The sequence below is a fragment of the Methylosinus trichosporium OB3b genome (genome assembly GCF_002752655.1).
GTDB classification, from domain to species: Bacteria; Pseudomonadota; Alphaproteobacteria; order Rhizobiales; family Beijerinckiaceae; genus Methylosinus; species Methylosinus trichosporium.
In genome coordinates this window covers 3,695,585-3,718,864 of sequence record NZ_CP023737.1, presented here as the reverse complement: position 1 = coordinate 3,718,864, position 23,280 = coordinate 3,695,585, and the positions used below count along the sequence as shown (strand labels likewise).

Annotated in this window: 26 protein-coding genes; 11 read left to right on the top strand and 15 right to left on the bottom strand. The window is 66.4% G+C overall.

Annotation, left to right across the window (positions count from 1 at the left end; genetic code table 11):
* Nucleotides 1-99: 99 nt before the first annotated feature.
* From CQW49_RS17715 to CQW49_RS17700, 4 genes are all read right to left on the bottom strand, one after another.
* Complete coding sequence (locus tag CQW49_RS17715; RefSeq protein ID WP_244441284.1) at nucleotides 100-462, bottom strand: TIGR02300 family protein; 363 nt, start codon at nucleotides 460-462, stop codon at nucleotides 100-102.
* Between the two features lie 94 nt (nucleotides 463-556).
* Nucleotides 557-769: a cold-shock protein gene (locus CQW49_RS17710; RefSeq protein ID WP_003608278.1), complete on the bottom strand. Its 213-nt coding sequence runs from the start codon at nucleotides 767-769 to the stop codon at nucleotides 557-559.
* 263 nt (nucleotides 770-1,032) lie between these two features.
* Nucleotides 1,033-2,391 (bottom strand): sensor histidine kinase, encoded by a 1,359-nt coding sequence (locus tag CQW49_RS17705; protein ID WP_003608279.1) that lies wholly within the window; start codon nucleotides 2,389-2,391, stop codon nucleotides 1,033-1,035.
* Nucleotides 2,388-3,071 carry a response regulator transcription factor gene (locus CQW49_RS17700; RefSeq protein ID WP_003608281.1) on the bottom strand — a complete coding sequence of 228 codons (684 nt, stop codon included), beginning with the start codon at nucleotides 3,069-3,071 and terminating at the stop codon, nucleotides 2,388-2,390. The genes CQW49_RS17705 and CQW49_RS17700 overlap by 4 nt, the downstream gene beginning before the upstream one ends.
* A 255-nt stretch (nucleotides 3,072-3,326) precedes the next feature.
* On the opposite strand from CQW49_RS17700, the gene CQW49_RS17695 reads away from it, so the two are divergent.
* From CQW49_RS17695 to CQW49_RS17670, 6 genes are all read left to right on the top strand, one after another.
* Entirely contained in the window at nucleotides 3,327-5,582 is a 2,256-nt protein-coding gene (locus CQW49_RS17695; RefSeq protein WP_003608283.1) for a TonB-dependent siderophore receptor, read from the top strand.
* 9 nt (nucleotides 5,583-5,591) lie between these two features.
* A complete protein-coding gene (locus tag CQW49_RS17690; protein WP_003608286.1) occupies nucleotides 5,592-6,425 on the top strand; it encodes a DJ-1/PfpI family protein in 834 nt (277 codons plus the stop codon).
* 369 nt (nucleotides 6,426-6,794) lie between these two features.
* A complete protein-coding gene (locus CQW49_RS17685) occupies nucleotides 6,795-8,012 on the top strand; it encodes an efflux RND transporter periplasmic adaptor subunit (protein ID WP_003608289.1) in 1,218 nt (405 codons plus the stop codon).
* A complete protein-coding gene (locus tag CQW49_RS17680; protein WP_003608291.1) occupies nucleotides 8,013-8,750 on the top strand; it encodes an ABC transporter ATP-binding protein in 738 nt (245 codons plus the stop codon).
* Complete coding sequence (locus CQW49_RS17675; protein WP_003608294.1) at nucleotides 8,747-9,967, top strand: ABC transporter permease; 1,221 nt, start codon at nucleotides 8,747-8,749, stop codon at nucleotides 9,965-9,967. The genes CQW49_RS17680 and CQW49_RS17675 overlap by 4 nt, the downstream gene beginning before the upstream one ends.
* 203 nt (nucleotides 9,968-10,170) lie before the next feature.
* A complete protein-coding gene (locus CQW49_RS17670) occupies nucleotides 10,171-10,392 on the top strand; it encodes a DUF2093 domain-containing protein (RefSeq protein ID WP_003608296.1) in 222 nt (73 codons plus the stop codon).
* Here the strand turns inward: CQW49_RS17670 and lpxK are convergent.
* The 4 genes from lpxK to CQW49_RS17650 all read right to left on the bottom strand — a co-directional run bounded on the left by lpxK (nucleotide 10,376) and on the right by CQW49_RS17650 (nucleotide 13,777).
* Nucleotides 10,376-11,359, bottom strand: a complete 984-nt coding sequence (gene lpxK / locus CQW49_RS17665) for a tetraacyldisaccharide 4'-kinase (protein ID WP_024749546.1) — start codon at nucleotides 11,357-11,359, stop codon at nucleotides 10,376-10,378. The genes CQW49_RS17670 and lpxK overlap by 17 nt on opposite strands.
* On the bottom strand, nucleotides 11,359-12,636 hold the full coding sequence (locus CQW49_RS17660) for a 3-deoxy-D-manno-octulosonic acid transferase (protein WP_003608300.1): 1,278 nt from the start codon (nucleotides 12,634-12,636) through the stop codon (nucleotides 11,359-11,361). Before CQW49_RS17660 ends, lpxK begins: the two co-directional genes overlap by 1 nt.
* A 68-nt stretch (nucleotides 12,637-12,704) precedes the next feature.
* Nucleotides 12,705-12,962, bottom strand: a complete 258-nt coding sequence (locus tag CQW49_RS17655; protein ID WP_003608301.1) for a DUF4170 domain-containing protein — start codon at nucleotides 12,960-12,962, stop codon at nucleotides 12,705-12,707.
* Nucleotides 12,959-13,777 carry a 3'(2'),5'-bisphosphate nucleotidase CysQ gene (locus tag CQW49_RS17650; RefSeq protein ID WP_003608303.1) on the bottom strand — a complete coding sequence of 273 codons (819 nt, stop codon included), beginning with the start codon at nucleotides 13,775-13,777 and terminating at the stop codon, nucleotides 12,959-12,961. Before CQW49_RS17650 ends, CQW49_RS17655 begins: the two co-directional genes overlap by 4 nt.
* A 228-nt stretch (nucleotides 13,778-14,005) precedes the next feature.
* Between CQW49_RS17650 and CQW49_RS17645 the strand changes: the two genes are divergently transcribed.
* Entirely contained in the window at nucleotides 14,006-14,539 is a 534-nt protein-coding gene (locus tag CQW49_RS17645; RefSeq protein ID WP_003608305.1) for a DUF6101 family protein, read from the top strand.
* Nucleotides 14,540-14,602: 63 nt separating this feature from the next.
* Here CQW49_RS17645 and CQW49_RS26135 read toward each other — a convergent pair whose 3' ends face one another.
* The 3 genes from CQW49_RS26135 to CQW49_RS17630 all read right to left on the bottom strand — a co-directional run bounded on the left by CQW49_RS26135 (nucleotide 14,603) and on the right by CQW49_RS17630 (nucleotide 16,327).
* Nucleotides 14,603-14,725: a hypothetical protein gene (locus CQW49_RS26135; protein WP_274541226.1), complete on the bottom strand. Its 123-nt coding sequence runs from the start codon at nucleotides 14,723-14,725 to the stop codon at nucleotides 14,603-14,605.
* A gap of 214 nt (nucleotides 14,726-14,939) precedes the next feature.
* A complete protein-coding gene (ubiA, locus tag CQW49_RS17635) occupies nucleotides 14,940-15,890 on the bottom strand; it encodes a 4-hydroxybenzoate octaprenyltransferase (RefSeq protein WP_003608306.1) in 951 nt (316 codons plus the stop codon).
* The gene (locus CQW49_RS17630) at nucleotides 15,887-16,327 is read right to left on the bottom strand and encodes a hypothetical protein (RefSeq protein ID WP_003608309.1); all 441 of its coding nucleotides are present in this window, start codon (nucleotides 16,325-16,327) and stop codon (nucleotides 15,887-15,889) included. Before CQW49_RS17630 ends, ubiA begins: the two co-directional genes overlap by 4 nt.
* A 126-nt stretch (nucleotides 16,328-16,453) precedes the next feature.
* Between CQW49_RS17630 and CQW49_RS17625 the strand changes: the two genes are divergently transcribed.
* The 3 genes from CQW49_RS17625 (at nucleotide 16,454) to CQW49_RS17615 (ending at nucleotide 18,630) form a co-directional block, all read left to right on the top strand.
* Nucleotides 16,454-17,197 carry a 16S rRNA (uracil(1498)-N(3))-methyltransferase gene (locus CQW49_RS17625; protein ID WP_003608311.1) on the top strand — a complete coding sequence of 248 codons (744 nt, stop codon included), beginning with the start codon at nucleotides 16,454-16,456 and terminating at the stop codon, nucleotides 17,195-17,197.
* A gap of 197 nt (nucleotides 17,198-17,394) precedes the next feature.
* Nucleotides 17,395-17,706, top strand: coding sequence for a hypothetical protein (locus CQW49_RS17620; protein ID WP_003608312.1), 312 nt, complete (start codon nucleotides 17,395-17,397; stop codon nucleotides 17,704-17,706).
* Nucleotides 17,707-17,907: 201 nt separating this feature from the next.
* Nucleotides 17,908-18,630 carry a hypothetical protein gene (locus tag CQW49_RS17615; protein WP_003608314.1) on the top strand — a complete coding sequence of 241 codons (723 nt, stop codon included), beginning with the start codon at nucleotides 17,908-17,910 and terminating at the stop codon, nucleotides 18,628-18,630.
* A gap of 37 nt (nucleotides 18,631-18,667) precedes the next feature.
* Here CQW49_RS17615 and CQW49_RS17610 read toward each other — a convergent pair whose 3' ends face one another.
* From CQW49_RS17610 to CQW49_RS17600, 3 genes are all read right to left on the bottom strand, one after another.
* On the bottom strand, nucleotides 18,668-19,075 hold the full coding sequence (locus tag CQW49_RS17610) for a hypothetical protein (RefSeq protein WP_024749548.1): 408 nt from the start codon (nucleotides 19,073-19,075) through the stop codon (nucleotides 18,668-18,670).
* Nucleotides 19,076-19,476: 401 nt separating this feature from the next.
* The gene (locus tag CQW49_RS17605) at nucleotides 19,477-19,989 is read right to left on the bottom strand and encodes a hypothetical protein (protein WP_003608318.1); all 513 of its coding nucleotides are present in this window, start codon (nucleotides 19,987-19,989) and stop codon (nucleotides 19,477-19,479) included.
* Nucleotides 19,990-20,336: 347 nt separating this feature from the next.
* On the bottom strand, nucleotides 20,337-21,710 hold the full coding sequence (locus tag CQW49_RS17600) for a glutamate--cysteine ligase (RefSeq protein ID WP_024749550.1): 1,374 nt from the start codon (nucleotides 21,708-21,710) through the stop codon (nucleotides 20,337-20,339).
* Nucleotides 21,711-22,027: 317 nt separating this feature from the next.
* Between CQW49_RS17600 and CQW49_RS17595 the strand changes: the two genes are divergently transcribed.
* Entirely contained in the window at nucleotides 22,028-22,195 is a 168-nt protein-coding gene (locus tag CQW49_RS17595; protein ID WP_003608321.1) for a Flp family type IVb pilin, read from the top strand.
* Nucleotides 22,196-22,273: 78 nt separating this feature from the next.
* On the opposite strand, the gene CQW49_RS17590 is transcribed toward CQW49_RS17595, so the two are convergent.
* Complete coding sequence (locus tag CQW49_RS17590) at nucleotides 22,274-23,020, bottom strand: DUF937 domain-containing protein (protein WP_003608324.1); 747 nt, start codon at nucleotides 23,018-23,020, stop codon at nucleotides 22,274-22,276.
* Between the last annotated feature and the right edge of the window lie 260 nt (nucleotides 23,021-23,280).

Sequence of the window (23,280 nt, the reverse complement as noted above, 5' to 3'; positions counted from 1 at the left end):
TCGGGAACAGGCTCAGCGGCCATCATCGAGGACGAGCTCGGCGACATTCTGTTCGCTGAGCGAGTTCTGATCGATCGAACGGTTCGATCGGAAAGCGCTCTAGATGAGGTCGTCGATCTCCTCGATTTCGTCGTCCTCCTCGAGCGGCGGAGGGACGCTGTCGTCGGTCTCCGCGTCATCCGCATCCGCTTCCGTTTCCGCGTCATCTGTCTCCGCGGACGCCGTTTCGTCGCTAGAGGCATCTTCGGCGGGGACGCGCGCGTCGCTCTGCATCGGGCGATAAGGCCCTTTGCCGCGCGGCGCGGAGCGAGGCAGCTCCACGACTTGAAAAATCGCCGCGCATTTCGGGCAGGCGATCGGATCGCGATTGAGATCGAAAAACGCCACGCCACAGCTCAGGCATCGGCGCTTGGCGCCAAGTTCGGCTTTCGCCACGGCGTTCTCCTCATTGGTGATCGTCACGCCCATGAGCCACCCATGAGCGATGACGACGCGCCCCGGCCTCGCTCCCGTCGCGGCGTCTCCGCAGTCGACGGGAACAGGCTATGAGCAGCTGTTACGCCTCGACCTGCAGCTGGTCGGCCGAAGATTTTCCGCTACGTTTGTCGATGACGGTCTCGTAGGAGATTTTCTGGCCTTCCGCGAGCCCGCGCAGCCCCGCTCGCTCCACGGCGCTGATGTGAACGAACACATCCGCTCCGCCGGAATCCGGCTGGATGAAGCCGAAGCCTTTTTGCGAGTTGAACCATTTTACGACGCCGGTCTGCATGAGTTTTCCTTTTTTCCTCTACGTGAGAGGCAGTTGGCGGTCGCGCGCACGCGAGCACGTGAAGAATCGAAGCTCTGGAGGGAAAGTCGCACGCCGACGCGCCTGAAAAGGCGGGAAAGCTCGTCTATTCGGCCGAAACTCGATTTACCTGATATAGGGCGTCGCAGCGAAAAAGCAACAGACCGGTTTCGGTCGAGGCGAGACCTCGCCCATAATACGCATCGGCGCGCGCATCGAGCGCCGTCTGGTCGACGCTCGCCGGATCACGGCGACGGGAAAGCGAGGCCGAATGTCGCGCCGCCTCCAGGCGTCTGCGTGACATAGACGCCGCCACCCTGCTTTTCCGCGAGCTCTTTGACGATCGAAAGTCCGAGACCGGCGCCGCGCGTCGTTTCGGTCCGGCGCCAGAAGGGCTCGAAGACGAGGTCCTGCTCGCTCGCGGCGACGCCTTCGCCATGGTCGATGACCTCGAGGCGAGCGTCCGGGCCGACGCGAAGCACGATCGTGCCGCCCAGAGGCTCGGCGCGCAGCGCATTGTTGATGAGATTGGACAGCATGCATTCGAGCGCTTGGCCGTTGGCGCGAACGATCACCGGAGCCGCCGGCGGATCGAGAGCGATCGACCGCCCGCTGTCGACGATCAACGGCAGATAATCGGCGATTATATGGCGAGCGAGCGCGCCGAGATCGAGGTCCGCGACGGCGAGACGTCCACGCTCCGCGCCGCGGGCGAGAACCAGCAATTGCTCGACGACGGACTGCATGCGCCGCATGTCGCGGCCGAGATCGGAGAGAAAGCCCGGCTCGTTCGGCGCGTCGAGGCGCGCGCGCAGAATCGCGATCGGCGTGAGCAGCTCATGCGCGGCGTTGGCGGTGAAGCGCCGCTGCCGCTTGGCGCCGTCCTCGAGCCGCGCCAGCGCGGCGTTGATCGCATCGAGCAGAGGCGCGATCTCCTTCGGAGCCTTCGCGGCGTCGATGCGCTGGTCGATGGAGGAAAGATCGATCTTCGCGAGCCGCTCCTTGGCCGCATAGAGCGGCGCCAATCCGAAGCGCGTCGCCAGCCAGGAGCCGATGATCGCAAATACGACGTAGGGCGAGAAGGGGACGAGCTGCGCAATGTCCGTATGCGCCCGCATCACGGCGATGAGATCCTCCGGATGCAGCGCGTAGCCATGGATCACCATCGAATAATTCGGCGTCGTCATCCGCATGTAGACGCCGCGCGCATCGGGGTCCGGATCGTTCGAAATCCGGAAATAGGTTTTGATGGAAATGATCGCGCCGCCGCTCGGCAAGACGCGCGCGAGTTCCTCCGACGAGCCGGCGAGCGCGGCGCCACTGCGCTCGTCGATGATCGCGAAACGGAAATTCGGATTGCGGGCCTGATAGGCGCGCAGCGCGGGCGTCGCCTCGATATGGACGGAGCCGTCCGAATCCTTTCTGAGCGCGTTCTCGATCACCTCGATCGCGTGGAACTCCGCCCAGACAGTGTTGGACTCGGTCGCCGCGAGGCCCAGATAAGTGACGAGGATCGTCACGCTCGGCCAGACGAGAAACAGAACGATCAGCTCGGCCACAGTGATGGCGAGCACGAGCCGCGCGAGCAGCGACGGGCTTCTCATTTCTCCTTACGCTCCGACAGCAGATAGCCGACGTCGCGCGCGGTGTGGATCTCGACGCCGGCGTCGAGATCGAGCAACCGGCGCCGCAGGCGCGACACCAGCATGCTGAGCGCATTGGCCTGCACATCGTCGGCGAAGCCGTAGATTTCGGCGAGCAGCCGGTCGCGCAGCACCGCGCGCCCGGCGTTCAGCAGCAGAATATCGAGCAGGGCGCGCTCGCGCTTGTGAAATAGAACATTCGCTCCATTGACGCTGACGTCGCGCGTTTCGGGGTTGAAAACGATTCCGCCGACCGCGATCGGCGGCGGCGCCTCGCCGCCGCCCAGCCGCCGCAGGCAGGCGCGCACACGCGCGACCAGCTCATTGGCGTCGAAGGGCTTGGTCACATAATCGTCGGCGCCGGCGTCGAGCCCCTCGATCCGATCGTCGACCGCGTTGCGCGCGGTCATCATCACGATGCGGATCGACGGCTGCAGACGACGAATGGCGGGCAGGACGGAGACCGCGTCGCCGTCCGGAAGGCGCCGGTCGAGCAGAACCAGCGAATATTTGTGCTGCCGAAGCGCCTCGATCGTCTCGTCGAGCGAGCCGACGCGATCGGCCACAAAGCCCGAGCGCGCGAGCTTTCTCTCGACGAGCCTGGCCATCTCCGGCTCGTCCTCCACCATCAGAACCCGCATCTCTGAGCGCCGCCTCGCGTCAATCGGGAGCGGCGATTATCCCCGCCGATTGTGGCGGACGCAAGCGGGCGCGAGCGCGACTGTTGCTCGAGCGCCACAGTCCACGAAAAGCCATTCCGCCGGCGCTCACGTTATGTTCGGGTTAAGCGGAGCCCCTAGGGCTCTGTGCATCGGGTGGGAATCGAGGGGCGGCGGGCCCGTCTCCCATCGCGAAACGACCTCGCCGTCGATTGGACGGCGACAAGGAGGCCACATATGAATTCTCGTTCGCCACTGCTGAATCCCCATTCGCCACTGCGATCCGTCAGCGCTCTCGTCCTCGCCGCGGCGGCCGGCCTGCCCGGCGCCGTTTCGGCGCAGGAGGCGCTGCCGCCCATTTCCATCGCCGCCGAGGAGCGGCGGCCGGCCGCGAGGACTGAGGCCAAGGACGTCCAGAACACGACGGCCGGGCCGGTGCGCGGCTATCAGGCGCTCACCGCGCGCGTCGCCCGCATGGACACGCCGATCAAGCAGCTGCCGATCTCCGTCGTCGTGGTTCCTCGCAAGCTCATCGACGATCAGGCGGCCGTCTCGCAGGCCGAGGTGTTCCTCAACGTCTCGGGCCTCGTGCCGGTGGACCCCCGCTTTCCCGGCGGCGTCAACATCAAGCTCAGGGGCATGGACGCCGAGCGCTACATCGACGGACTGCCGACGTTCGGCTATCTCGGCGAGCGCGACCTCCTCGTCAATGTCGAGCGGGCCGAGGTGCTGAAAGGTCCCGCCAATATTCTGTTCGAGGGCGGAAAGAGCCCTGTCGGCGGCGTCGTCAACATCGTGTCGAAGCTGCCGACGCCGGACCGATTCGCGGAAGCCGGCGTGCGCGCCGGCGGCTATCGTTTCGTCAGCCCCTATCTCGATATCAATCAGCCGCTCAATGACGCGAAGACGCTGCTGTTCCGCTTCGCCGGCCAGTTCCAGTCCACCCATTCGATCGTCGACACGATCCAACGCCAGAGCTACACGCTCGATCCGACGCTGACCATCACCGATAACGCCGGCACCTCGCTCACCCTGCAGGGTCACGTCGCGCGCCGCCAGCAGCAGGATTATCCGGGGCTGCCCGCCGTCGGCTCGGTCGATCGCTCGGCCTATTCCATTCGCCGCACGGCCTTTCTCTCCGATCCCAATGTTCCCGTCACCTCCACCGAATTGCAATCGGTGACGGCGCGCTTCGATCACGCCTTCGACGAGACCTTCTCCACCTTCACCTCGGCGCGCTATTCGACCTCGCGCATCTGGGAGCCCTCGCAGCTCATCCTCAGCAATGATCCGACCGCGATCGATTTCGGCGCGCCTTTGGGCGTCTATGGCGGGCCGTCCTCTTTCGCCGTGTACAACGATCTGATGGATGAGCGGATGACCGAGCTTTCCATCACCTCCAATTTCGTCGCGAAATTCGACTATGGTCCGACGCAGAACCGCGTGCTCGTCGGCGGCGACTTCAATCGCGTCACCGACCGTGGAGTGATGGTTCTCAATAATGCGACCGGTCTCGATCCGGTCTTCGGCGCCTTCGGCTTGCCGCAGCTCATCGACTTCCGCTCGCCCTATTTTCCGCCCTTTCGTCTCCCGGTCGATGGCGCGGCGGACTCGTACGTCATGTCGAAGATCGACAACAGCTATCAGAACGCCGGCGCGACCGTCCAGCTGCAGTCGACGATCTTCGAGCGGCTGCATTTTCTCGGCGCGCTGCGCTTCGCCACCGTCGACATCCATTTCATCGAGATGGCCGTCTCGCCGCCGAGCCATTATGACGCGAGCGCCACGCGCGTCCTGCCGCGCGTCGGCGCGACCTATGATGTGACCGACTGGCTGTCGGTCTATGGCGGCTATTCGGAGGGCTTGCGCGGCGTCAGCTATTTCGTCGGCGACGGCCAGGCGCCCAAGCCCGAGGGCACACGCTCGCTCGAGGGCGGCGTGAAGCTCGACGGTCCCTTCGGCCTCTCCGGCACGCTCGCCTATTTCGATCTCACCCGCACCAATGTGACGACCAATGCGCCCGGCTCGCTCACCTCGGTTCAGACCGGCGAGCAGAACTCGCATGGATTCGAGGCCGATCTCGTGTGGCAGCCGACGCCGAGCCTCTCCTTCCTCGGCAGCTTCGCTCATATCGACGCCAAGGTCACGCAAGACGAGAATCCGCAATTCATGAATGCGCGCCTCGTCGGAGTTCCACGCGACTCGGGCCGCTTCTGGGGCCATTACGCCTTCGACGGCGCGCTGCAGGGCTGGTCCCTCGGCGCCGGCTTCTACGCCGCCTCCTCGCAATTCGTCGAGCTCGGCCGCGACTGGACGACGCCCGGCTACATCACATTCGACGCCAATCTCGCCTACAAGCATCAGAACTTCACCTTCTCGATCGCGGGCAAGAATCTCGGCGATCGACAATACTACGTTCAATATCCCTATTTCTCGCGCGTCGCGCCGGGAGAGGGACGCACGATCTTCGCCACCGTCTCCGTTAAAATGTAGGAGGGAAAATTGGACGTTATCGATCGCCGCCGCTTCAACGAGGGCCTCGCCGCTCTCGCGACGCTCGTCGCCGGCGGCGCCTTCGACGCGCGCGCCGCCACGCGGATCACAGCCGATCACGACATGTCGAACATGCCGGCCCTATGGTCCGGCAATGAGAAGATCGGCTTTCTGATCTATCCGCAACTCACGGCGCTCGACATGATCGGCCCGCATTTCATGCTCACCGGGCTGATGGGCGCGACGGCCTATGTGATCGGCAAGAGCAAGGCGCCGGTCGTCAGCGATACGGGACTGACGATCACGCCGGATGCGAGCTTCGACGACGCGCCGCTCGATCTCGATATTCTCTGCGTCCCCGGCGGCGCGTCCGGCACGCTCGCCGCGATGCAGGACGAGGCGACCCTACGCTTCATCAGAAGCCGCGGCGCACGCGCGAGATATGTGACCTCGGTCTGCACGGGCTCGCTGCTGCTCGGCGCGGCGGGCCTGCTCGAGGGCTATCGCGCCACCTCGCATTGGTCGGCGACATCGCTGCTGCCGATCTTCGGCGCGACGCATGCGCCCGGCCGTTTCGTCCGCGACCGCAATCGCATCACCGCGGCCGGCGTGACGGCGGGCCTAGATTTCGGATTGGCCCTCGTCGCCGAGCTGCGCGACCGCACTTACGCCGAGAGCATGCAGCTCATCGCGCAATATGCGCCCGAGCCGCCCTTCGACGCGGGCGAGCCGGAGCGCGCGCCGGCGGCCGTCAGAACGATGATGGAAGACATGTTCGCCGGCTTCCGCGCCTCCGCCGACCGCATCGGACGAGACGCCTATGAGAGATCGAAATCGTTCTGATCTCGCAAAAGAGCGGCGCGGCCGGCGACGAGGCGCGCCCTCGTCCATGGACGCTTGACTCCTCGAGCGAAGGCGAGCACGCTCCCGTTCAACCTGGAGAATATGCTCGATCAAATTTACTATCAGCACCCTGATCGCGTCGCGTCTTGCGACGCGCATCTTCGCCGTCGTCGGCGGAGTCGATCGCAGGCCACGCGAGATCCAGCATGTTCCCGGGCGTTCGGGAGAAATCCAAATGCGGCGTTTCATCATTTCACTTCAACATCGGATCGAGCCCATCCCGCTCACAGCGTCGTCCTCGCGGGCGCCGGAGCCTTCTTTCGACGGAAAACGCGCCGCGCGCGACAGATGATCCGCGAGTCATAAACCATGAAAATCACATTGCAGAGCTTTGCGTCCGCACGGACGGCGCTGGCGCTCGCCATTATTTTCGCGGGCGTGTTCGGCTGGTGGCGATGGCTCGCGGCCGATGAGAGCGCCGCCGGCCGATTTCAGACCCATCCCCTCGGGCGCGGCCTCGTCGAGCGCAGCGTCACCGCCTCCGGCACGGTGAAAGCTTTGGTGACGGTCGACGTCGGCTCGCAGCTCTCGGGTCCGATCATCGACATGAAGGCCGATTTCAACAGCCAGGTGAAGCGCGGCGATCTCATCGCCGTCATCGATCGCGCCCCCTTCGAGGCGAAAGTCCAGGCCGCCTCGGCGAATCTGGCGATCGCCAAGGCCGAGGTCGCACGGCGCGAGGCGGCGATGGCGAAGGTGCAGAAGCAGCTCGGGCTGCTCGATCGCGACGTCGAGCGCTACAAGGCGCTCGCCTCCTCGGCCGGCGTCTCGCGTCAGCAGCTCGATCAGGCGCAGACGCAGAGCGACACGACACGGCACGAGCTCGGCGCCGCGCGCGCCGATCTCGACTCGGCGCGGGCGACCGTCGTGCTGCGCCAGGCCGAGCTCGATCAAGCCGAGATCAATCTTCACCGCACATTGATCCGCTCGCCGATCGACGGCGTGGTGATCGACCGGCGCATGCAGCCGGGACAGACCGTGACGGCCGAATATCAGACGCCCATCTTGTTTCAGATCGCGCAGGACCTCTCGCAGATTCAGGTGCTGGCGCAGGTCGACGAGGCAGATATCGGCGCCGTGCATCGCGGCGACGACGTGCGCTTCACCGTCGAGGCTTTTCCGGAGGAGAGCTTCGCGGGCGTCGTGGACCAGATCCGGCTGGCCGCCGCCAAGACCAGCGGCGTCGTGACCTATACGGTGGTCGTGCGCGCGCAAAACCGCGACATGCGGCTCTTTCCCGATATGACCGCGACCGTTCGCATCATCACAGCGCGGCGCGAAGGCGTGATGATCGTGCGCAACGAGGCGATCCGCTTTCGTCCCGAGGCCGCGCTCCTCGGCGGCCTCGGGCCGGTCGACGGACATGCGCGTCTGTGGGTTCTCGGCGGCGGCAATGCGATTTTGCCGAAATTGGCGCGGCTCGGACTCGAGGGCGATGCGACCACCGAGATTCTGGATGGCGAGGTTCGACCGGGCGACATGATCGTCCTGCGCACGGCCGATGCTGCGGCGCAAGGGAGAAAGTGAATGTCGGGATCGGTTGCGGCGCCCATGATCGAGGCCTGCGCGCTGACCAAGACCTACGACCTCGGGAAAGAAAAAGTGCAAGCTCTGCGCGGCGTCGACTTCTCGATCGCCGCGGGAGAATTCGTCGCCATCATGGGCGCATCGGGGTCGGGCAAATCGACATTGGCCAATCTGCTGGGAGCGCTCGACACGCCGACCTCCGGCATGCTTCGCATCGCCGGGCGGCCCGTCTCGGCGATGTCGAGCGACGAGCTGGCCAGATTGCGGAACGAGAGCATCGGCTTCGTGTTCCAGCAGTTCAATCTGATGGCGCGAATGACGGCGTTGGAGAATGTGAAGCTCCCGCTCGTCTATGCGGCGCAGGCGCCCTCCGACGCCGAGGCGGACGAGCGGGCGCGCACGAGACTGACCGAGGTCGGCCTCGAGGCGCGGCAGACACACCGCCCGAGCCAGCTCTCCGGCGGCCAGCAGCAACGCGTCGCCATCGCCCGCGCCCTGGTGAACGACCCGAGGATCGTCATCGCCGACGAGCCGACCGGCGCGCTCGACACGCAGAACTCGCATGAGATCATGACGCTTCTCTCCTCCCTCAACGCGCGTGGGCTGACCTTGATCGTCATCACGCACGAACCCGATATCGCCGCCTATGGCGACCGGCTGCTGCGGTTTCGCGACGGCCGCATCGTCGAGGACAGCCGGCAGAAGCGCTGCGGAACGCGCGCGGAGGCGGTCGGATGACTCCTCGCACGCTGCTTCGAGAGGCGATCACCGCGCTTCGCCTCAATCTGCTGCGCAGCGCGCTGACGGCGGTGGGCGTCATCCTCGGCGTCAGCGGGCTCGTCGTCATCACTTCGGCGAATGCGGGTGCGGACAAGCTCATCGAGCGCCAGATCGGCGAGCTCGGCACGGACACGCTGATCGCCCATGCCGTGAAGGTGGAGAATGCTCTGCGGCGCGGCGCGGCCGTTATTCTCACGGATCAGGACGCCAAGGCGATCGGCCAGCTCGTGGCCGGGGTTCGGCATATTTCGCGGGAGGTCTACAGCAACGTCACCCTCGTGCTGGGAAATTCCAGCTGGATCACCGAATATTGGGGCGTCGACGCCGCCTATCTCGACGTCTTCGGCGTCAAGATCGCGGAAGGGCGCTTCTTCGACGAGGCCGAGGTTCGCACCGGCGCCAAGGTCGCGGTGCTCGGCGCGACTGTCGCCCGCAAGCTGTTCGGCGCCGAGACGCCTATCGATCGTGTGGTGCGCATGGGCGACGCGCCGATTCGCATCATCGGCGTGCGCGCCAAACGCGGCTCCGTCGGCGGGCAGGATCAGGACAATTTCATCATCGTTCCGATCACGACGGCGCGCGCGCATCTCCCCAACTCGCAAATGACCACCGCGCGGCAGCTCAGCCTGATCGACATGAAGGTCGCCGCCGGGGCGGACCGCTACATGGTGAAGAAGGAGATCCTCGAGCTCTTGCGCGAGCGCAAGCATCTCAGCGGCGCCCAGGAGGACAAGGTGGAGATCAACGATCCGACGCAGTTCATTCAGATGATGAACACGACGCAGTCGATTCTGACGGGCCTCCTCGGCGCGACGGCGGCGATCTTCCTCCTCGTCGGCGGCGTCGGCATCATGAACATCATGCTGGTGTCGGTCACGGAGCGCACCAAGGAGATCGGGCTCCGCCTCGCGATCGGCGCGCGCAAGCGCGACATTCTGCTGCAGTTCCTGGCCGAGGCCGTCACCTTGTGCCTCCTCGCCGGACTGCTCGGCCTCGCCCTCGGCCTCGCGGCGAGCGTGATCGTGGCGCATGTGGTCGAATGGCCCCTGGTCCTCTCCTCCTCGAGCCTTCTGACCGCCTTTCTGGTCTCCGTCGGCATCGGCGTTCTGTTCGGCTATCTTCCGGCGCAACGCGCGGCGGCGATGAATCCGATCGACGCGCTGAGACGCGAATAGGGGATGCGCGCAGGACCGACGGCGCCGCGCGGGCTCGAACCTGTCCGGCGAAAAGCGGCTCGGCTCTGGTCGACGACCACCGCTTTCGCGCGTTTTTGCGCTTTCCCTCTTGCCAAGCGCCGCGCGCCTATTGAAAATTCCTCATGACCTCGATTATTTCGTCAGCGCGCCGCCTTCTGACGCGCGCCAGACGCAGGATGAGAATGAACAGGTTCGAGCGACAACCGCAAGCCGCGGGCGAAGCCGAGGTCGAGTATGGCGACGGCGAGTTCCGCGTGCGCCGCGCCGGCGCCTTCGTGCGCTGCGCCGTCACCGGCGAGCCCATTCCGCTCGAGGAGCTGCGCTATTGGAATGTCGACCTGCAGGAGCCCTATAGCAGCCCGCAGGCCAAGCTGACGCGGATCGGCGTCAAGCTGCCGCAGTGAGCGCGCCGGCGAGCGCCGCGCGCAGCGCCTCCTCCTGCTGGAAGCGAATGACGATCGGCAGCACCGAGCCGACTCCGGGACAGCGCGCCGCATCCTTCTCCGTGGTCACGAGCCGCGCGCCGAGCGTGCGCGCCTGCCGGTCCAGCGCAAACAGATCCCGCCGCGAGAAGCGATGATGATCGGGGAAGGCGCGCCGCCCGACCAGCCGCGCCCCCGTCTCCTCCAGCGTCGCGAAAAATTTTTCCGGACGCGCGATCCCGGCGAAGGCGAGAACCGGCGCGCCCGCGAGGCGGCGCGCGGCCTCGGGGTCCGGGCGCACGGCGGCGCGAAACACGGGCTTGCCCGAAGATCGCGCGAGCGCGGCGATGGCGTCGCCGGCCGCGCCCGCGCCGATGACGACGACCGCGTCGACGATGGCGAGCTGGCGAAGGAGCGGCGCGCGCAACGGGCCGGCGGGCGGGCACAGACCATTGCCGGCGCCATGGCCGGCGTCGACGACGACGAGAGCGAGATCAGCGTCGATGCGGCGGCTGTGCAGCCCATCGTCCAAGATCAGCACGCTCGCTCCGGCGGCCTGCGCGACCCGCGCCGCGGCGAGGCGGTCGACGCCAGCGAAGGTCGGCGCGCTGCGCGCCAGCAGCAGCGCTTCGTCGCCGGCCTCGGCGGCGGTGTGACGCTCGGGGTCGACGCGAAAAGGCGGTCGGCCGGCCGCTCCCCCATAGCCGCGTGTGGAAAAAGCCGGAGCCTCGCCGAGCTCGCGCAGCAGCGCCGCCAGCGCGAGCGCGGTCGGCGTCTTGCCGTCGCCGCCGAGAGTGAGGCCGCCGACGACGATCACGGGAAGCTCCGCCCGCGGCGCTGGCCGCGCCAGCCGCGCGCCGGCCGCGGCGCCATAGACGGCCCCGAGCGGGGCGAGCGCGCGCGCCAGCGGAGAGGGGAAACCGCGCCGCCAGAAGCCGGGCGCGCGGATCATCTCTGCTCCAGCGCCGATTGCGCGAGATAGGGCTCGATCGCCGCCATGATGCTCTGCGAGGCGCCGCCGAGCCGCGCCACCACATCGGCGCCGGCGCGGCCCATCTTGCGCATGCGCGAGGGGTCGGCCAGCAGATATTGCAGCGCGCGCGCCAGCGTCTCGGCGTCGATCACACGCGCCGCCGCGCGCGCCGTCGCCAGCTCGGCGTAGATGTCGGCGAAATTTTCCACATGCGGCCCGTGCAGCACCGCGCAGCCGAGCTTGGCCGGCTCGATCGGGCTGTGGCCGCCGGCGGCGGTCAGCGACTTGCCCATGAACACGACGCCGGCCGTGCGCAGCAGCAGGCCCAATTCGCCGACCGTGTCCGCCACATAGATTTGCGTCCGGCGCTGCGGCTCGCCGTCCAGCGTGCGCTGCGTCGCCAGGAGCCCGGCGGCCCGCGCCAGCGCCGCGATCTCGCCGCCGCGCTCGGGCCGGCGCGGCGCGATGATGGTGAGAAGGCCAGGAATGTCGCGCTCGAGCGCGAGATGCGCCTCTATGGCGATCTTCTCCTCGCCTTCATGCGTGGAGACGGCGGCCCAGACCGCGCGCGCGCCGATGGCGCCGGTGAAGGCGGCGAGCCGCGTGGGACCGGCCGGCGGCGGCGGCACGTCGAATTTGAGATTGCCGCAGACGCGCACGCGCGGGGCGCCGAGGCCGAGATAGCGCGCCGCGCTCTCGGCGTTCTGGGCGAGGCAGAGATCGATCTTGCCGAGCAGCCGTCCCGGCCCGCCCGGCAGACGGCGCCAGCGCTCGGCCGAGCGGCGGGAGATCGTCGCATTGACGAGGATGAGCGGCATGCGCCGCGCATGGACGGCGCGGATCATATTCGGCCACAGCTCGGATTCGGCGAACAGCACGATGTCGGGCCGCCAATGACAAAGGAAGCGCTCGACGAAGCGCGGCGCGTCCAGCGGCACATATTGATGCGTCGCCCCGGCGGGCAGGCGCGCCTTCACCACCTTTGCCGAGGCGACCGTGCCGGTCGTCACCAGCACCTCGACGCCGCGCTGGATGAAGCGGTCGATCAGCGGCAGCAGGGCGAGGCTCTCGCCGATGCTCGCCCCATGCAGCCAGACGAGACGGCCCTCTGGGCGCTCCGCGCTGGCGACGCCGACGCGCTCCTTCAGCCGGACCGGATCCTCCTTGCCTTGCCGCGCCCGCCAAGCGAGCGCGCCGCCGGCGAAGGGCGTGAGGCCGATGGTCAGCAATCGGTAGATCGTCAGCAACGGCATCGATGTTCCGAGACAGGAAAAGAAAACCCGACGGCGCGCCGCGGGGGCGGCGCGGGACCGATCGGTCTTCAGGCCCGTTTCGCCTCGGGGTCGAGAAGACCGTCGAGATGCACGACGAAATAGCGCATATGCGCATTGTCGACGCTCGCATGCGCCTTCGCCTTCCAGGCGGCGACGGCGGCGTCGATGTCGGAGAAAATGCCGACGATGTCGAGCTTGGCGGGGTCGCGAAAGGCGACGCCCTGCAGATCGGCGAGCTCGCCGCCGAACACGAGATGAAGGGGCTGCGCCGGCGCGGCGCCGGCCTCCACTGCCGATTTGCTCATATTTCGCCTTTCGAAACGGCTCGCGCCAAAGCGAGGCTCTCGGGAAAGATCGACTGCGGCGCCGCGACCAGCATGTCGCGCCGCGACTCCGGACGATTGTAGCGCAGCGGCGCGCCCTCGAGCTCCGACAGCACGCCGCCAGCCTCCGTGACTATCACATCGGCGGCGGCGATGTCCCAGTCCCGTGAATCCTTCGACGCGATGGCGAGGTCGTTGCGCCCGGAGGCGATGTCGGCGAGGCGCAGGGCCAGCGAGGGCGTGCGCGTCTGCAGATCGAAATGATGGGGCGAGCGCGCGAAATAGCCGGCGAGCCCGCGCGGCGCGACGATGCGCGCGCCATCGAGGGAGGGCCGCGTCGAGACCCGGATCGCCGCGCCATTGAGCCGCGCGCCGGCGCCCGCCGCCGCCGTGAAGGTCGCCTCCATCGCCGGCGCGTGAACGACGCCGAGAACGGGACGCCCGTTCTCGATGAGGGCGATCGACACCGCCCAGCGCGTGTCGCCGCGCGAGAAGGCGAAGGTTCCGTCGATCGGATCGACGACGAAGATGCGCGAATGGGACAGGCGCTCGGCGCTGTCAGCCGTCTCCTCGGACAGCCAGCCGGCGTCCGGAAACAGCGCGGGCGCGGCCTCGAACAGGAAACGGTCGACGGCGAAATCGGCCTCGGTGACCGGCGAGCCGCCGTCCTTATAAGTGATCTCGGCGCTGGTGCGCGCGCCGGGACGGAAATAGGCCAGAGCGATCTCCCCCGCTCGCCGCGCAACGGCTTCGAGCAGCGGCAGCTTCGCCGCGAGGTCTGTTCGATTATCGGCCATTGGAACGATTGGTTAAGCGAGCCGGGCCCGCCCCGCAAGGCGCCTTTTTGCGGCGAATTGTCGTCGATTTGACCGACCGCATTTGCCACCCGTTCACCCAATCTCGGCGATTTGACCTCAAAAGCAATGGTTTACGCCCGATTCACCAGCCTCGTTAGCAAGCTTCGCCAGGGGCCTCGGGCAATATGCGTCCAACGAGACGAGAGCCTCACTTTTCGGAGAGACGACATGTTCGAGCACGGCAAAGCGGCGGAAGCCCTCCCGCAATTCCGAGTCCAGCCCGATCGGCGCGCCGACGAGGGCGAGCGGCGCGTCAGCGTCGGCCGCCGCGACATTCTGATCACCCGGCGCCTCGCCGGCGTCTCGATGATGATCACCGTGCCGGTGCGCGCCTATCGCGGCGTCGCGCTGGAGGTCGAGCCGCGCGGCGACGGCGGCGCCTCCTATCGCCTGTCGCTCGCCCATCGCGACCCCGATCTCGATGTGGTGCTGGCCGAGACCGCCGACGGCGGCGCCGTCTCTGCCGACTGGAAATATTGGGCCGCTTATCTCGACCTGCCGCGCCTCGCCCGCGAGGAGGGAGAGCTGGAGACGCTCGACCCGCGCATCGGCGAGGTGGCCTATCGCGGCGCTCTGGAGCGCCGGCGCAACATCGTCGTGCAGCAGCGCCGCCCGCGCTTTTCCGCGCGCCGCAAGATCGGCGAGCCGGCGCGAGCCGGCGTGGTGCATGAGGATGAGCGGGAGATTATTTGTTACGAGTGAGCGGGCGACCGCCAGACGCATCGTTCTCACTCCGCGACCTTCAGTTAAAAGGCGCGCGAATGCTCAGAGGCGGGCGCCGCGCAGCAGGCGTGTCGTGATGTCGCGCTTGCCATGAATGTCGCCGCGCGCCGGACGCACGCGCTTCATCGACGAGCGGCTTCGCCCACGCCAGATCGTCGTCCGCAATGCTGGCGCTCCCGAACGCCATCCTTTCGGCAAGGGCTTGTTGCAGCGCCGCTTGCATCGTCGGGAAGGCGCCGGCCGCGACCTGCGCGGCGAGCCAAGCCTGCTGTAAGGGAGATCGTGAGATTCATTCCGCGAACCTTATCACAACCGACTGTAAAAGCGTAGTTCCCTAGTCAATGAGCCGCAGCAGGCGGGAGGCGCACAGAAAAGCTATTTACGCGCTGGCCTGAGATAACAGCGCTGCGATCGCCAGCCCCGCGAACAGCAGAAAGCCCGCGTCTCTATTGGAGCGAAACAGCATCAGCGCCGTCGCCGGCGCGACGCTAGGCCCGGTGCGCGAGACCTGCCAGCTAAGATGCGCCGTGTAAGCGAGCACGCCCAGGTGAGCGGCCACGCCGAGATGCGCAGTCAGCACGGCAAGCTCAGCGCAGAGCGCCGAGGCGGCGTAGAGCGTCCCGACCGCGAGGCGCACGCGCGCGCCGAACAGCAGCGCCGTCGAACGCACGCCGGCGATGACGTCGTCGCGCTTGTCCTGCAGCGCATAGATCGTGTCATAGCCGATCGTCCACAGGATCGCCGCCAGATAGAGCAGGACCGCCGGCCAGCCGAGCGCGCCCGCCTGCGCGGTCCAGCCGAGCAGCGCGCCATAAGCGAAGGCGAGGCCCAGCACCGCCTGCGGCCAGGAGGTGATGCGCTTGGCGAAAGGATAGATCAGCACGATCAGCGGCGAGGCGAAGGCGAGCGCGATGGTGAAGCCGTTGAACGACAGCAGCACGCCGAGGCCGACGAGACATTGCAGGACGAGAAAGACGATCGCCGCGCGCAGGCTCGCCCGGCCGCTGGCGAGCGGCCGGCCGCGCGTTCGCTCCACCTTGGCGTCGATGTCGCGGTCGACGATGTCATTATAGGTCGAGCCGGCGCCGCGCATGGACACCGCGCCGATGAAGAACAGAATGAGATGCAGGAGGTCGAGCGGGCGCCCCAGCGCGGCGGAGGCGAGCGCGCTCCCCTCCCAGCAGGGCAGCAGCAGCAGCTGCCAGCCGATCGGCCGGTCGAGCCGCGCCAGCTGGACGAAGGGCCGCAGCGGCGCCGGCGCCCATCGCAGCAGAAAATGTCCCGCGACCGCGTCGGGCAGGCGCTCGTCGGCGCTCTCGGCTGCTCTCACAACGGGCCGGCCGGCAGCTTCACCGCCTGCGGACCCACTCCGGCGGCCTGCTCCTCCTGCATCTTCTTCGCCTTGGCGGCGAAGGAGCAGGCCTGCGAGGCGAAGCCCTGCGTCTTGGCGCGCTGCTGCTTGAAATTTTCCACCATCTGCTCGGGGATGTTGCACCACTCCTTGTTCTTCTGGAGATAAGCGAACATCTCGGTCTCGATCACGACGAGGCGGCGCGCCACCGGGCAGGCGGCGATCGGGTCCATCTTGCCCTTGGCGGCCTTGCCGATCTTGTTCAGCGCCAGCATCTGCGCATTGCGCTTCTCGGACAGCTTCTGAAAATCCTCCTGGCAGGACTGGGCGGACGCCGCCTGGGCTCCCGCGACAGCGAGAAGCAGTCCCAAAACCGGCGCGCCGAGGCGTGCGCGCGATCCCCCTCCTGCGATCATTGCCGAGATCCCCTTGTTCATGGCCCGAGGTTTTAGCAAGACACTTGCGCCGCTTGCAAGCTTTGGGCAGTGTCGCCTCCAAAGCGGCGGCTTGATGGCGGCGCGCCGCCCTCCCCCGGATGGACAGTGCCTTCTTACGATTTCGCCGCGCAACGCCTCTTCGTCGATGAGCGCCTCGAGGCCGGCGCGCGTATGATTCCGGATGGGGATCGCCTCAATTACCTGCTCAATGTACTGCGCCTGCGCGAGGGCGACGGCGTTCTGCTGTTCAACGGCCGCGACGGCGAATGGCTGGCGCGGCTCGAGAAGGTCACGCGCCGCTCCGCCGAGCTCGTCGCGACGACGCGCGCGCGAGAGCAGACGGCGCCATGCGATCTCCATTATTGCTTCGCCCCGCTCAAACATGCGCGGCTCGACTATATGGCTCAGAAGGCGACCGAAATGGGCGCGTCGCGGCTCGTCCCGATCATCACCCGCCGCACCCAGGCGCGACGGGTCAATCTGACGCGACTGCGGGCCAACGCCATCGAGGCCGCCGAGCAATGCGGCGTCCTCGGCGTTCCGGAGGTCGCCGAGGAGGTTTCTCTCGACGCCTTTTTGGCCGGCCTCTGCGCGAGCCGCCTGCTCGTCTTCTGCGACGAAGCGGCCGAGATCGCCGATCCGGTCGCGGCGCTGCGTGCGGCGCCCGAGCATGAAGGGATCGCGGTGATTATCGGGCCGGAAGGCGGATTCGACGAGGAGGAGCGCCGAGCGATCCTGTCGGCGGGCAAGGTCGCGCGCCTCGCGCTCGGGCCGCGCATCCTGCGGGCGGATACGGCGGCGGTCGCGGCGCTGGCGATCGTGCAGACGACGATCGGTGATTGGCGCTGACGACACGATCCCGCCATGATGTTCCCCTCTAGTGAAGCCACGGTCCAGCGCGACCGCCGAGCCCCACCGGGTACTTGTCACGAGCGTGATTGTAACGAGTTGGTAAGCAATCGGCCGGCAACATCGATCCATGGCGCACGATCCGACGCTCTCCCCGCGCCTTTGCGATGCGATATTTTATCGAGGCTAATCGACGCATGAAAGTTTCGACCGCCGAACCGCTCGGGCTCGACGTCCCGCGCTTTATCGCCGGACTGTGCCTCGGCGCTGCGCTGCTCGCACCGCAGGCCGCCTTCGCGCAGACGACCGGCTCGCTCGCGCCCAGCCCCTGCGCGCGCTATGGCGAGGGCTTCGTGCCCGTCGCGGGCTCCAATTCCTGCGTGCGCCTCGGCGGCCATGTCCGCGTCGACGGCGCGATCGCGACGGCCGGCGCGCGCAGCGAGCTGCGGCCGGTCGGACATTCCTATGTGCGCGCGCCATCGGGCTGGACCGGGCTCTATCCGCGCTGAGTGGCGAAAGCCTCTCGATTTCAAAAAGAGCTTCGACCAGGTCGCGCGCTCGAGAGCGAGCGGCGCGCCGATCCTCCATTGCGCCAAACATAAACGACTCCATTCTGGCGCGGCTCTCCTTGCAAAAGCTCTCTTTCTCAATTTCCTCGGACCAGAGCGCGCCGCGCAATCCCCGGCGAGTCCAAATGCAGGGAAATCGTCATGCACAAGATCAAATTCCGGATGAGCGGCGACGATCTAAAACCCCGCCGCACCCGCATGGAAATTCCCGGCTGGGCCGGCCAGCCGGAGAAGCGCACAGATGGCTCACATGAGCATGCTTGGCACTGTGTGCCTTTTTCCGAATACGCCAAATATGGCGTCGAAATCTTCTACCCCTACAAAAACGAGCTGCGCGTTTCGACGCAGAACGGTCGACTGATTCTCGATGGCGACTTCGGCTCCCCGCCCGATCCCGTCCGCAGCTGGCCGCCCTTCCGCGATTTTGGCGCCAGCTATTACACCTATCAGCTTCTGCTCGATCTCAAACCCGAGCCCGGTTATTCGATCAAGGTCGAGACGCATCCGAGTTTTTATACAGATAGCACCGGCACAGCGCCGATCGCCGTGCCGGCGATCATCCGCGAATGGTGGCCGATGGTCTATTTTCTCGTGTTCAAGTCGCCGACGGAAGGGCAAACGCATATCTTCCGGGCAGACACGCCGATGGCCCAATTCACAATGATCCCGGCGGAAAGCGATGTCGAACTGGAGCCTATGAGCTTCGACGAAGCGGCTGAACGCGAATTACAGTCGCGACGCATCTACGCGAGCCGTGAAACGCTCGGCGCCGCCTCGCGATGGCTGTCGAGCACCGACACGGTTTTCGACGGCACCTATCGCCACATCTATGGCGCGGCGCGTTCGACTGCGGAGAAGAAGTAACAACCAGGCCCTCGATGAAAGGCGCGACTGGTCGTTTTTACCACCAACCGCCATTCCAGTGGTGGTGATAATAGCGCGGCGGACCGTAGTAATAGCCCCCGCCGCCCCGACCCCAGCCGTGATGGTGGTGGTGGTGGTGGTGGTGATGGTGGTGGTGGTGATGGTGGTGATGCCAGCGGCGGCGATAGGGGTAGCCGTAACCGCCATAATAGGGGTCGCCGTAGCCGTAATATTGCGCCGTCTGGATGTGCGGCTCGGGCTGCGAAGCCTCTCGCGCCATGGCCTCCTTCAGGAGCGCTGCGGCGTTTGGAATCGGTTGCAGAAGCTCCGTATAGGAACTGGGCGACATCACTTCGCCGAGTGTTCTCGCCTCGGCCGCCGGCGTTGTCGCAGCGAGCGGCAGCGCTGAAATTGCGCCGACAAGTCCGGCTGTCTTCTTGTCCATAAACATTCCCTTCCGCAGTCACTCGACTCGCGCCATCCCACAACGGAAGTCATTGTAGCGCGGCGACGACCAGGGCAAGCATCGCAGTTTGCGCATGAACTGCCCGTGAATGGCTGCGTCAACCGATCACGAGTCGGCGGCAACTCGGGTCCGGAGACCGACACCTTCCGCCGACTGGTCGGAATGCTCGCTGGAGCTTGGAACTCGAAGAATGGATTGCAGACCAGAATGGCGTCGACGCGCCAAGAGCAGCAGCGCAGCGCCTATCGAACTAGAGCGCTATCCGATCCGATTGGATCGGATAGCGCTCTAGAATTCTTTCGTTTGAGCGAATTCTGATCGATCGAACGATTCCGTTCGATCGGAAAGCGCTCTAACGAGCTTGCAGCGGCTTTCTCGACTCAACGCTGCAAGACGAGGTTCACCACATGATTGTCCTCCGTCTCGTCCTTGCTCTCCAGCCCCTTGGAAAAATGGATCAAGCGAATTTCGATCCGTTGCATGATGGGATACTGCTCCATAACGCCGCGTGCGATCATATAAGCCATCGCAGAAAGCGTGGTCGGTTCCGATGCCGGCAGATTCTCGCTGCCCAGCTTTCGCACCAAATCCACCAAGGGCGGGTTGCCCACGCTGAGTTCGCCTTGCTCGTAATACTTGGCGTCTTTCAGCCAATATTTGACGTCGGCTCTAAAACGTCGTTCGACGAGGCCGGGCCTGTATGAGCCCTTGTGCGCGGCCGTGTTCGTGAAATAAATCCTGGTCACGGCGTTGTAGGTTTCGGCCAGCGCCACTTGCGGCGCAAGCGCTTTCGCCTCTTCGGCGCAAGCGCCAATGACGGGAAAAAGAATTATGAGGCCGACGCACGTCAGGAACATCCCGACAGACGCCGGTCGGATAGGACCTGCTTTCATCGCTTTCTCCTTCCGCAGCTCGGCCCCCGCCCACAGGGGCGTCGCAGGCTTTCCGGTTTCGGCTTCCACTCGGACCAACACGCACGCGTGTTGTCGAAACCCCGGCCATGAGCGCTGGCCCTTGATCTAGAGCGCTTTCTGATCCAATTGGATCGACTAGCGCTCTAGATTCTTTCGTTTGCGCGAATTCTGATCGATCGAACGATTCCGTTCGATCGCAAAGCGCACTAAAAGACTCCACGCCGGCTCGGAGAGTCACCTTCTACGACAAGCAGAGTTTTTGAACGTCCGAGATAGGGGCGCCTGGGGAAATTCACGCGGCCTCCTCTTACAGTGGGTGGCCCCCTTCACATCACACATTCCTCGAACGCCGGGTCGACCGACCCCCGCCAGGTCCCGCGAAACGCCTCGAGGCGCTGCTCCGCCAGGGTGCGGCCGGTTTCGGCGATCGTCTCGAGCGGCGCGAGATAGATGGTCTCGTCGCGGCCCTGCGCGTCTTGCGCCGCCCGGCGGGCGAGGCCGCCGCGCGCCAGCGCCAGCATGTCGAGCGCGATGTCGCGCGCCTCGCGTCCGCCGATGCGCGCGCGCAGAGCCAGACGCGGAACGTCGGCGCGCAGCGCCTCGCGCTCCTCGGCGCTCCAGCCCTTGATCAGCTCGAGCGCGCCGTCGAGAGCGATGCGGTCGTAGAACAGGCCGACGAACAGCGCCGACAGCGCGGCGATATGCGAGCGCGGCCCGGCGTCCGCCCCGCGCATCTCCAGATAGCGCTTCAGCCGCGCCTCCGGGAAAATCGCTCCGAGATGGTTGGTCCAGTCGGCCATGGTGGCGCGCTCGCCCGGCAGAGCGGCGAGCCGGCCTTCGAGCAGGTCGCGGAAGCTCGCGCCGGCCACATCGTGATAATGGTCGCCGCGCTTGACGAAATAGAGCGGCACGTCGAGCGCATAGTCGACATAGCGCTCGAAGCCCATGCCCGGCTCGAAGGCGAAGGGCAGCATTCCGGTGCGCGCGGCGTCGGTGTCGAGCCAGATTTGCGAGCGCTGCGACAAAAGGCCGGACGGCGCTCCGTCGATGAAGGGAGAATTGGCGAACAGCGCGGTGACGATCGGCTGCAGCGCCAGGCCGACGCGCAGCTTCTCCACCATGTCCCGCTCTGAGACGAAGTCCAGATTGACCTGCACCGTCGCGGTGCGGAACATCATGTCGAGCCCGAGCGCGCCGACCTTCGGCATATAGGCGGCCATGATCTTATAGCGCTGCTTGGGCATGGCCGGCGTCTCGTCGCGCCGCCATTTCGGGCTGGCGCCGAGATCGAGGAAGGCGATCCCGAGCCGCTGCGCCACCGGCTCGAGGGCGGCGAAATGGGCGTCGGTCTCCGCCTTGGTGCCGTGGACGGTTGCGAGCGGCGCGCCCGACAATTCGAACTGGCCGCCCGGCTCCAGCGAGACCGCCCCTCCCCCATGCTCGTCATAGAGGCCGATCAGCGCGTCACGGTCCATGATCGGCGCCCAGCCGAGAGCGGAGCCCAATCCCTCCAGCAGCGCGCGAATGCCGCCGCCGGGCGGATCATAGGGGACGGGCGCGCGAGAGCGGACGAAGAAGGGGATTTTCTCGTGCTCCGTGCCGACCGCGAGCGCATCCTGGCTCTTGATGCCGGCCTCGAGCCATTCCACGAGCGCGTCTCGCGACGTGACCGGCGTCGAATCGTTAACGTCGCGAGCCATCGGCAACTTTCGTATCGGACCGCGGGGCGTCCCGGTCCTCGGTGATCTTTCGGCCTTCCGCCGGGGCGGAAGGCGGGCTTGAACGAGACGCCTCCGGCGGAAGGCGCCGAAGCAAACTGCGTTCCGGCCGGTGAATTGGCGGAAAAGCCGCCCGCGCGCAAGTGCGCGGCGGAAAACTCCGCTCTTTAAAGCCATTAACGCTTTCGACAGGCGGCAGGCTTATCATCGGGTTGACGGCTTTCCAGCGGTCCCGCCCGATCCGGAAAGGCTTCGTTTTCCATCGGGCGCGGCCGGCGCCGCGGCGAGAGGTTCAGCGCATGCAAAGATCGCTCTGTAGATTTCTCGCCGACGAGATCGGAGCGACCTCGATCGAATATGCGACCATCGGCGCCTTCGTATCGATTTTGATCTACTCCGCGACCAAGGTCATCGGGACGAAGCTGTCCTCGGCCTATCTCATGCCCGTCGTCGGCAATCTGACCTGAACCGGCGCGCAGCGTCGAAGGAGCGCGCCCCGCGAGGCGCGCTTCTCGGAACCGCTATGATGCGAGCGCGGGCGCACGTCAGCGCTCGGGGCCGAAAATCCGGCCGAGCAGCTCGTCGAGATCGGCCTTGCGGTCGCCGGCCATGGGCGCGTCGGTCGCGACGATCCGCCGAATCCGGACCAGAACCTCGTCCTCCCCGCCCACGGCCCCGACCGGCGCGGGAGCCGGCTGCGCGGGCTCGGCGACCGGCGGCGGCGCGCGCAGACCGAACAGCGACGCGAGGAAGCCGATGACGCCGCCCCCGGTCGGCCGGGCGGCGACAGGCGCGGGCTCGGCGGGCGCGGGTTCCACCGGCGCGGAGTCGCCGGGCGGCTCCGTCGGCGCCAGCGCCACATCGAGGCCGCGCTCCGCCAAGGTCGACGAGAGCCCGCCCGCGACGATCGAGGCGAAGACCGGCAGCAGGCTCTGCAGCACATCGGCGCGCAGGCCGCAGCCGCGCGCGGCGAATTGTGAGACCTCGCCGGCCGCGGCCGCCGAGCCGAACAAATGGACGACGATCGTGTCTCCAGCCGCAACGCCCTCGTCCGAATGCGCGCTTTCCACGCTCTCGAAGGAGGTTTTGTGCCGCGGCTCGCCGATAGCGGCGATGACGGAACGAAGGGCGTCGGGCGATCGGCATGCATGAGCGAGAGCGGTGGCCAGCGCTGGCGACAGCGCTTCTACCGCGGCCTCGGTCTGCCAGGGCGCCAGTCCGCGCCGCTCGGAAAGTTCGTTGACGAACTGGCCGCCATGGGCGGCTTTCACTATATCGCCCAAATTCGACATATGCCCCTCCCGTCCCCTTGCGAGGCCGCGAGTCCTAGGGCCGTGAGACCCCGGGAGCGGCCGGTCGTCATCACCAACGAACCTTCATTAATGGATTTCGGGAAGTCGGGCGAGTGCGGATCGGTCGCGAGGTCGAGCCCGGCGTGCGCTCGGACTGGCGTCCTCCGTCATTTTTTTGCCGGGATCTGCAAATTGCGCTTGCGCTCGCGCTTAAATCATACTTTTCTAGTATGAAAGTATTTTATTTGGAGTGAGTGTGA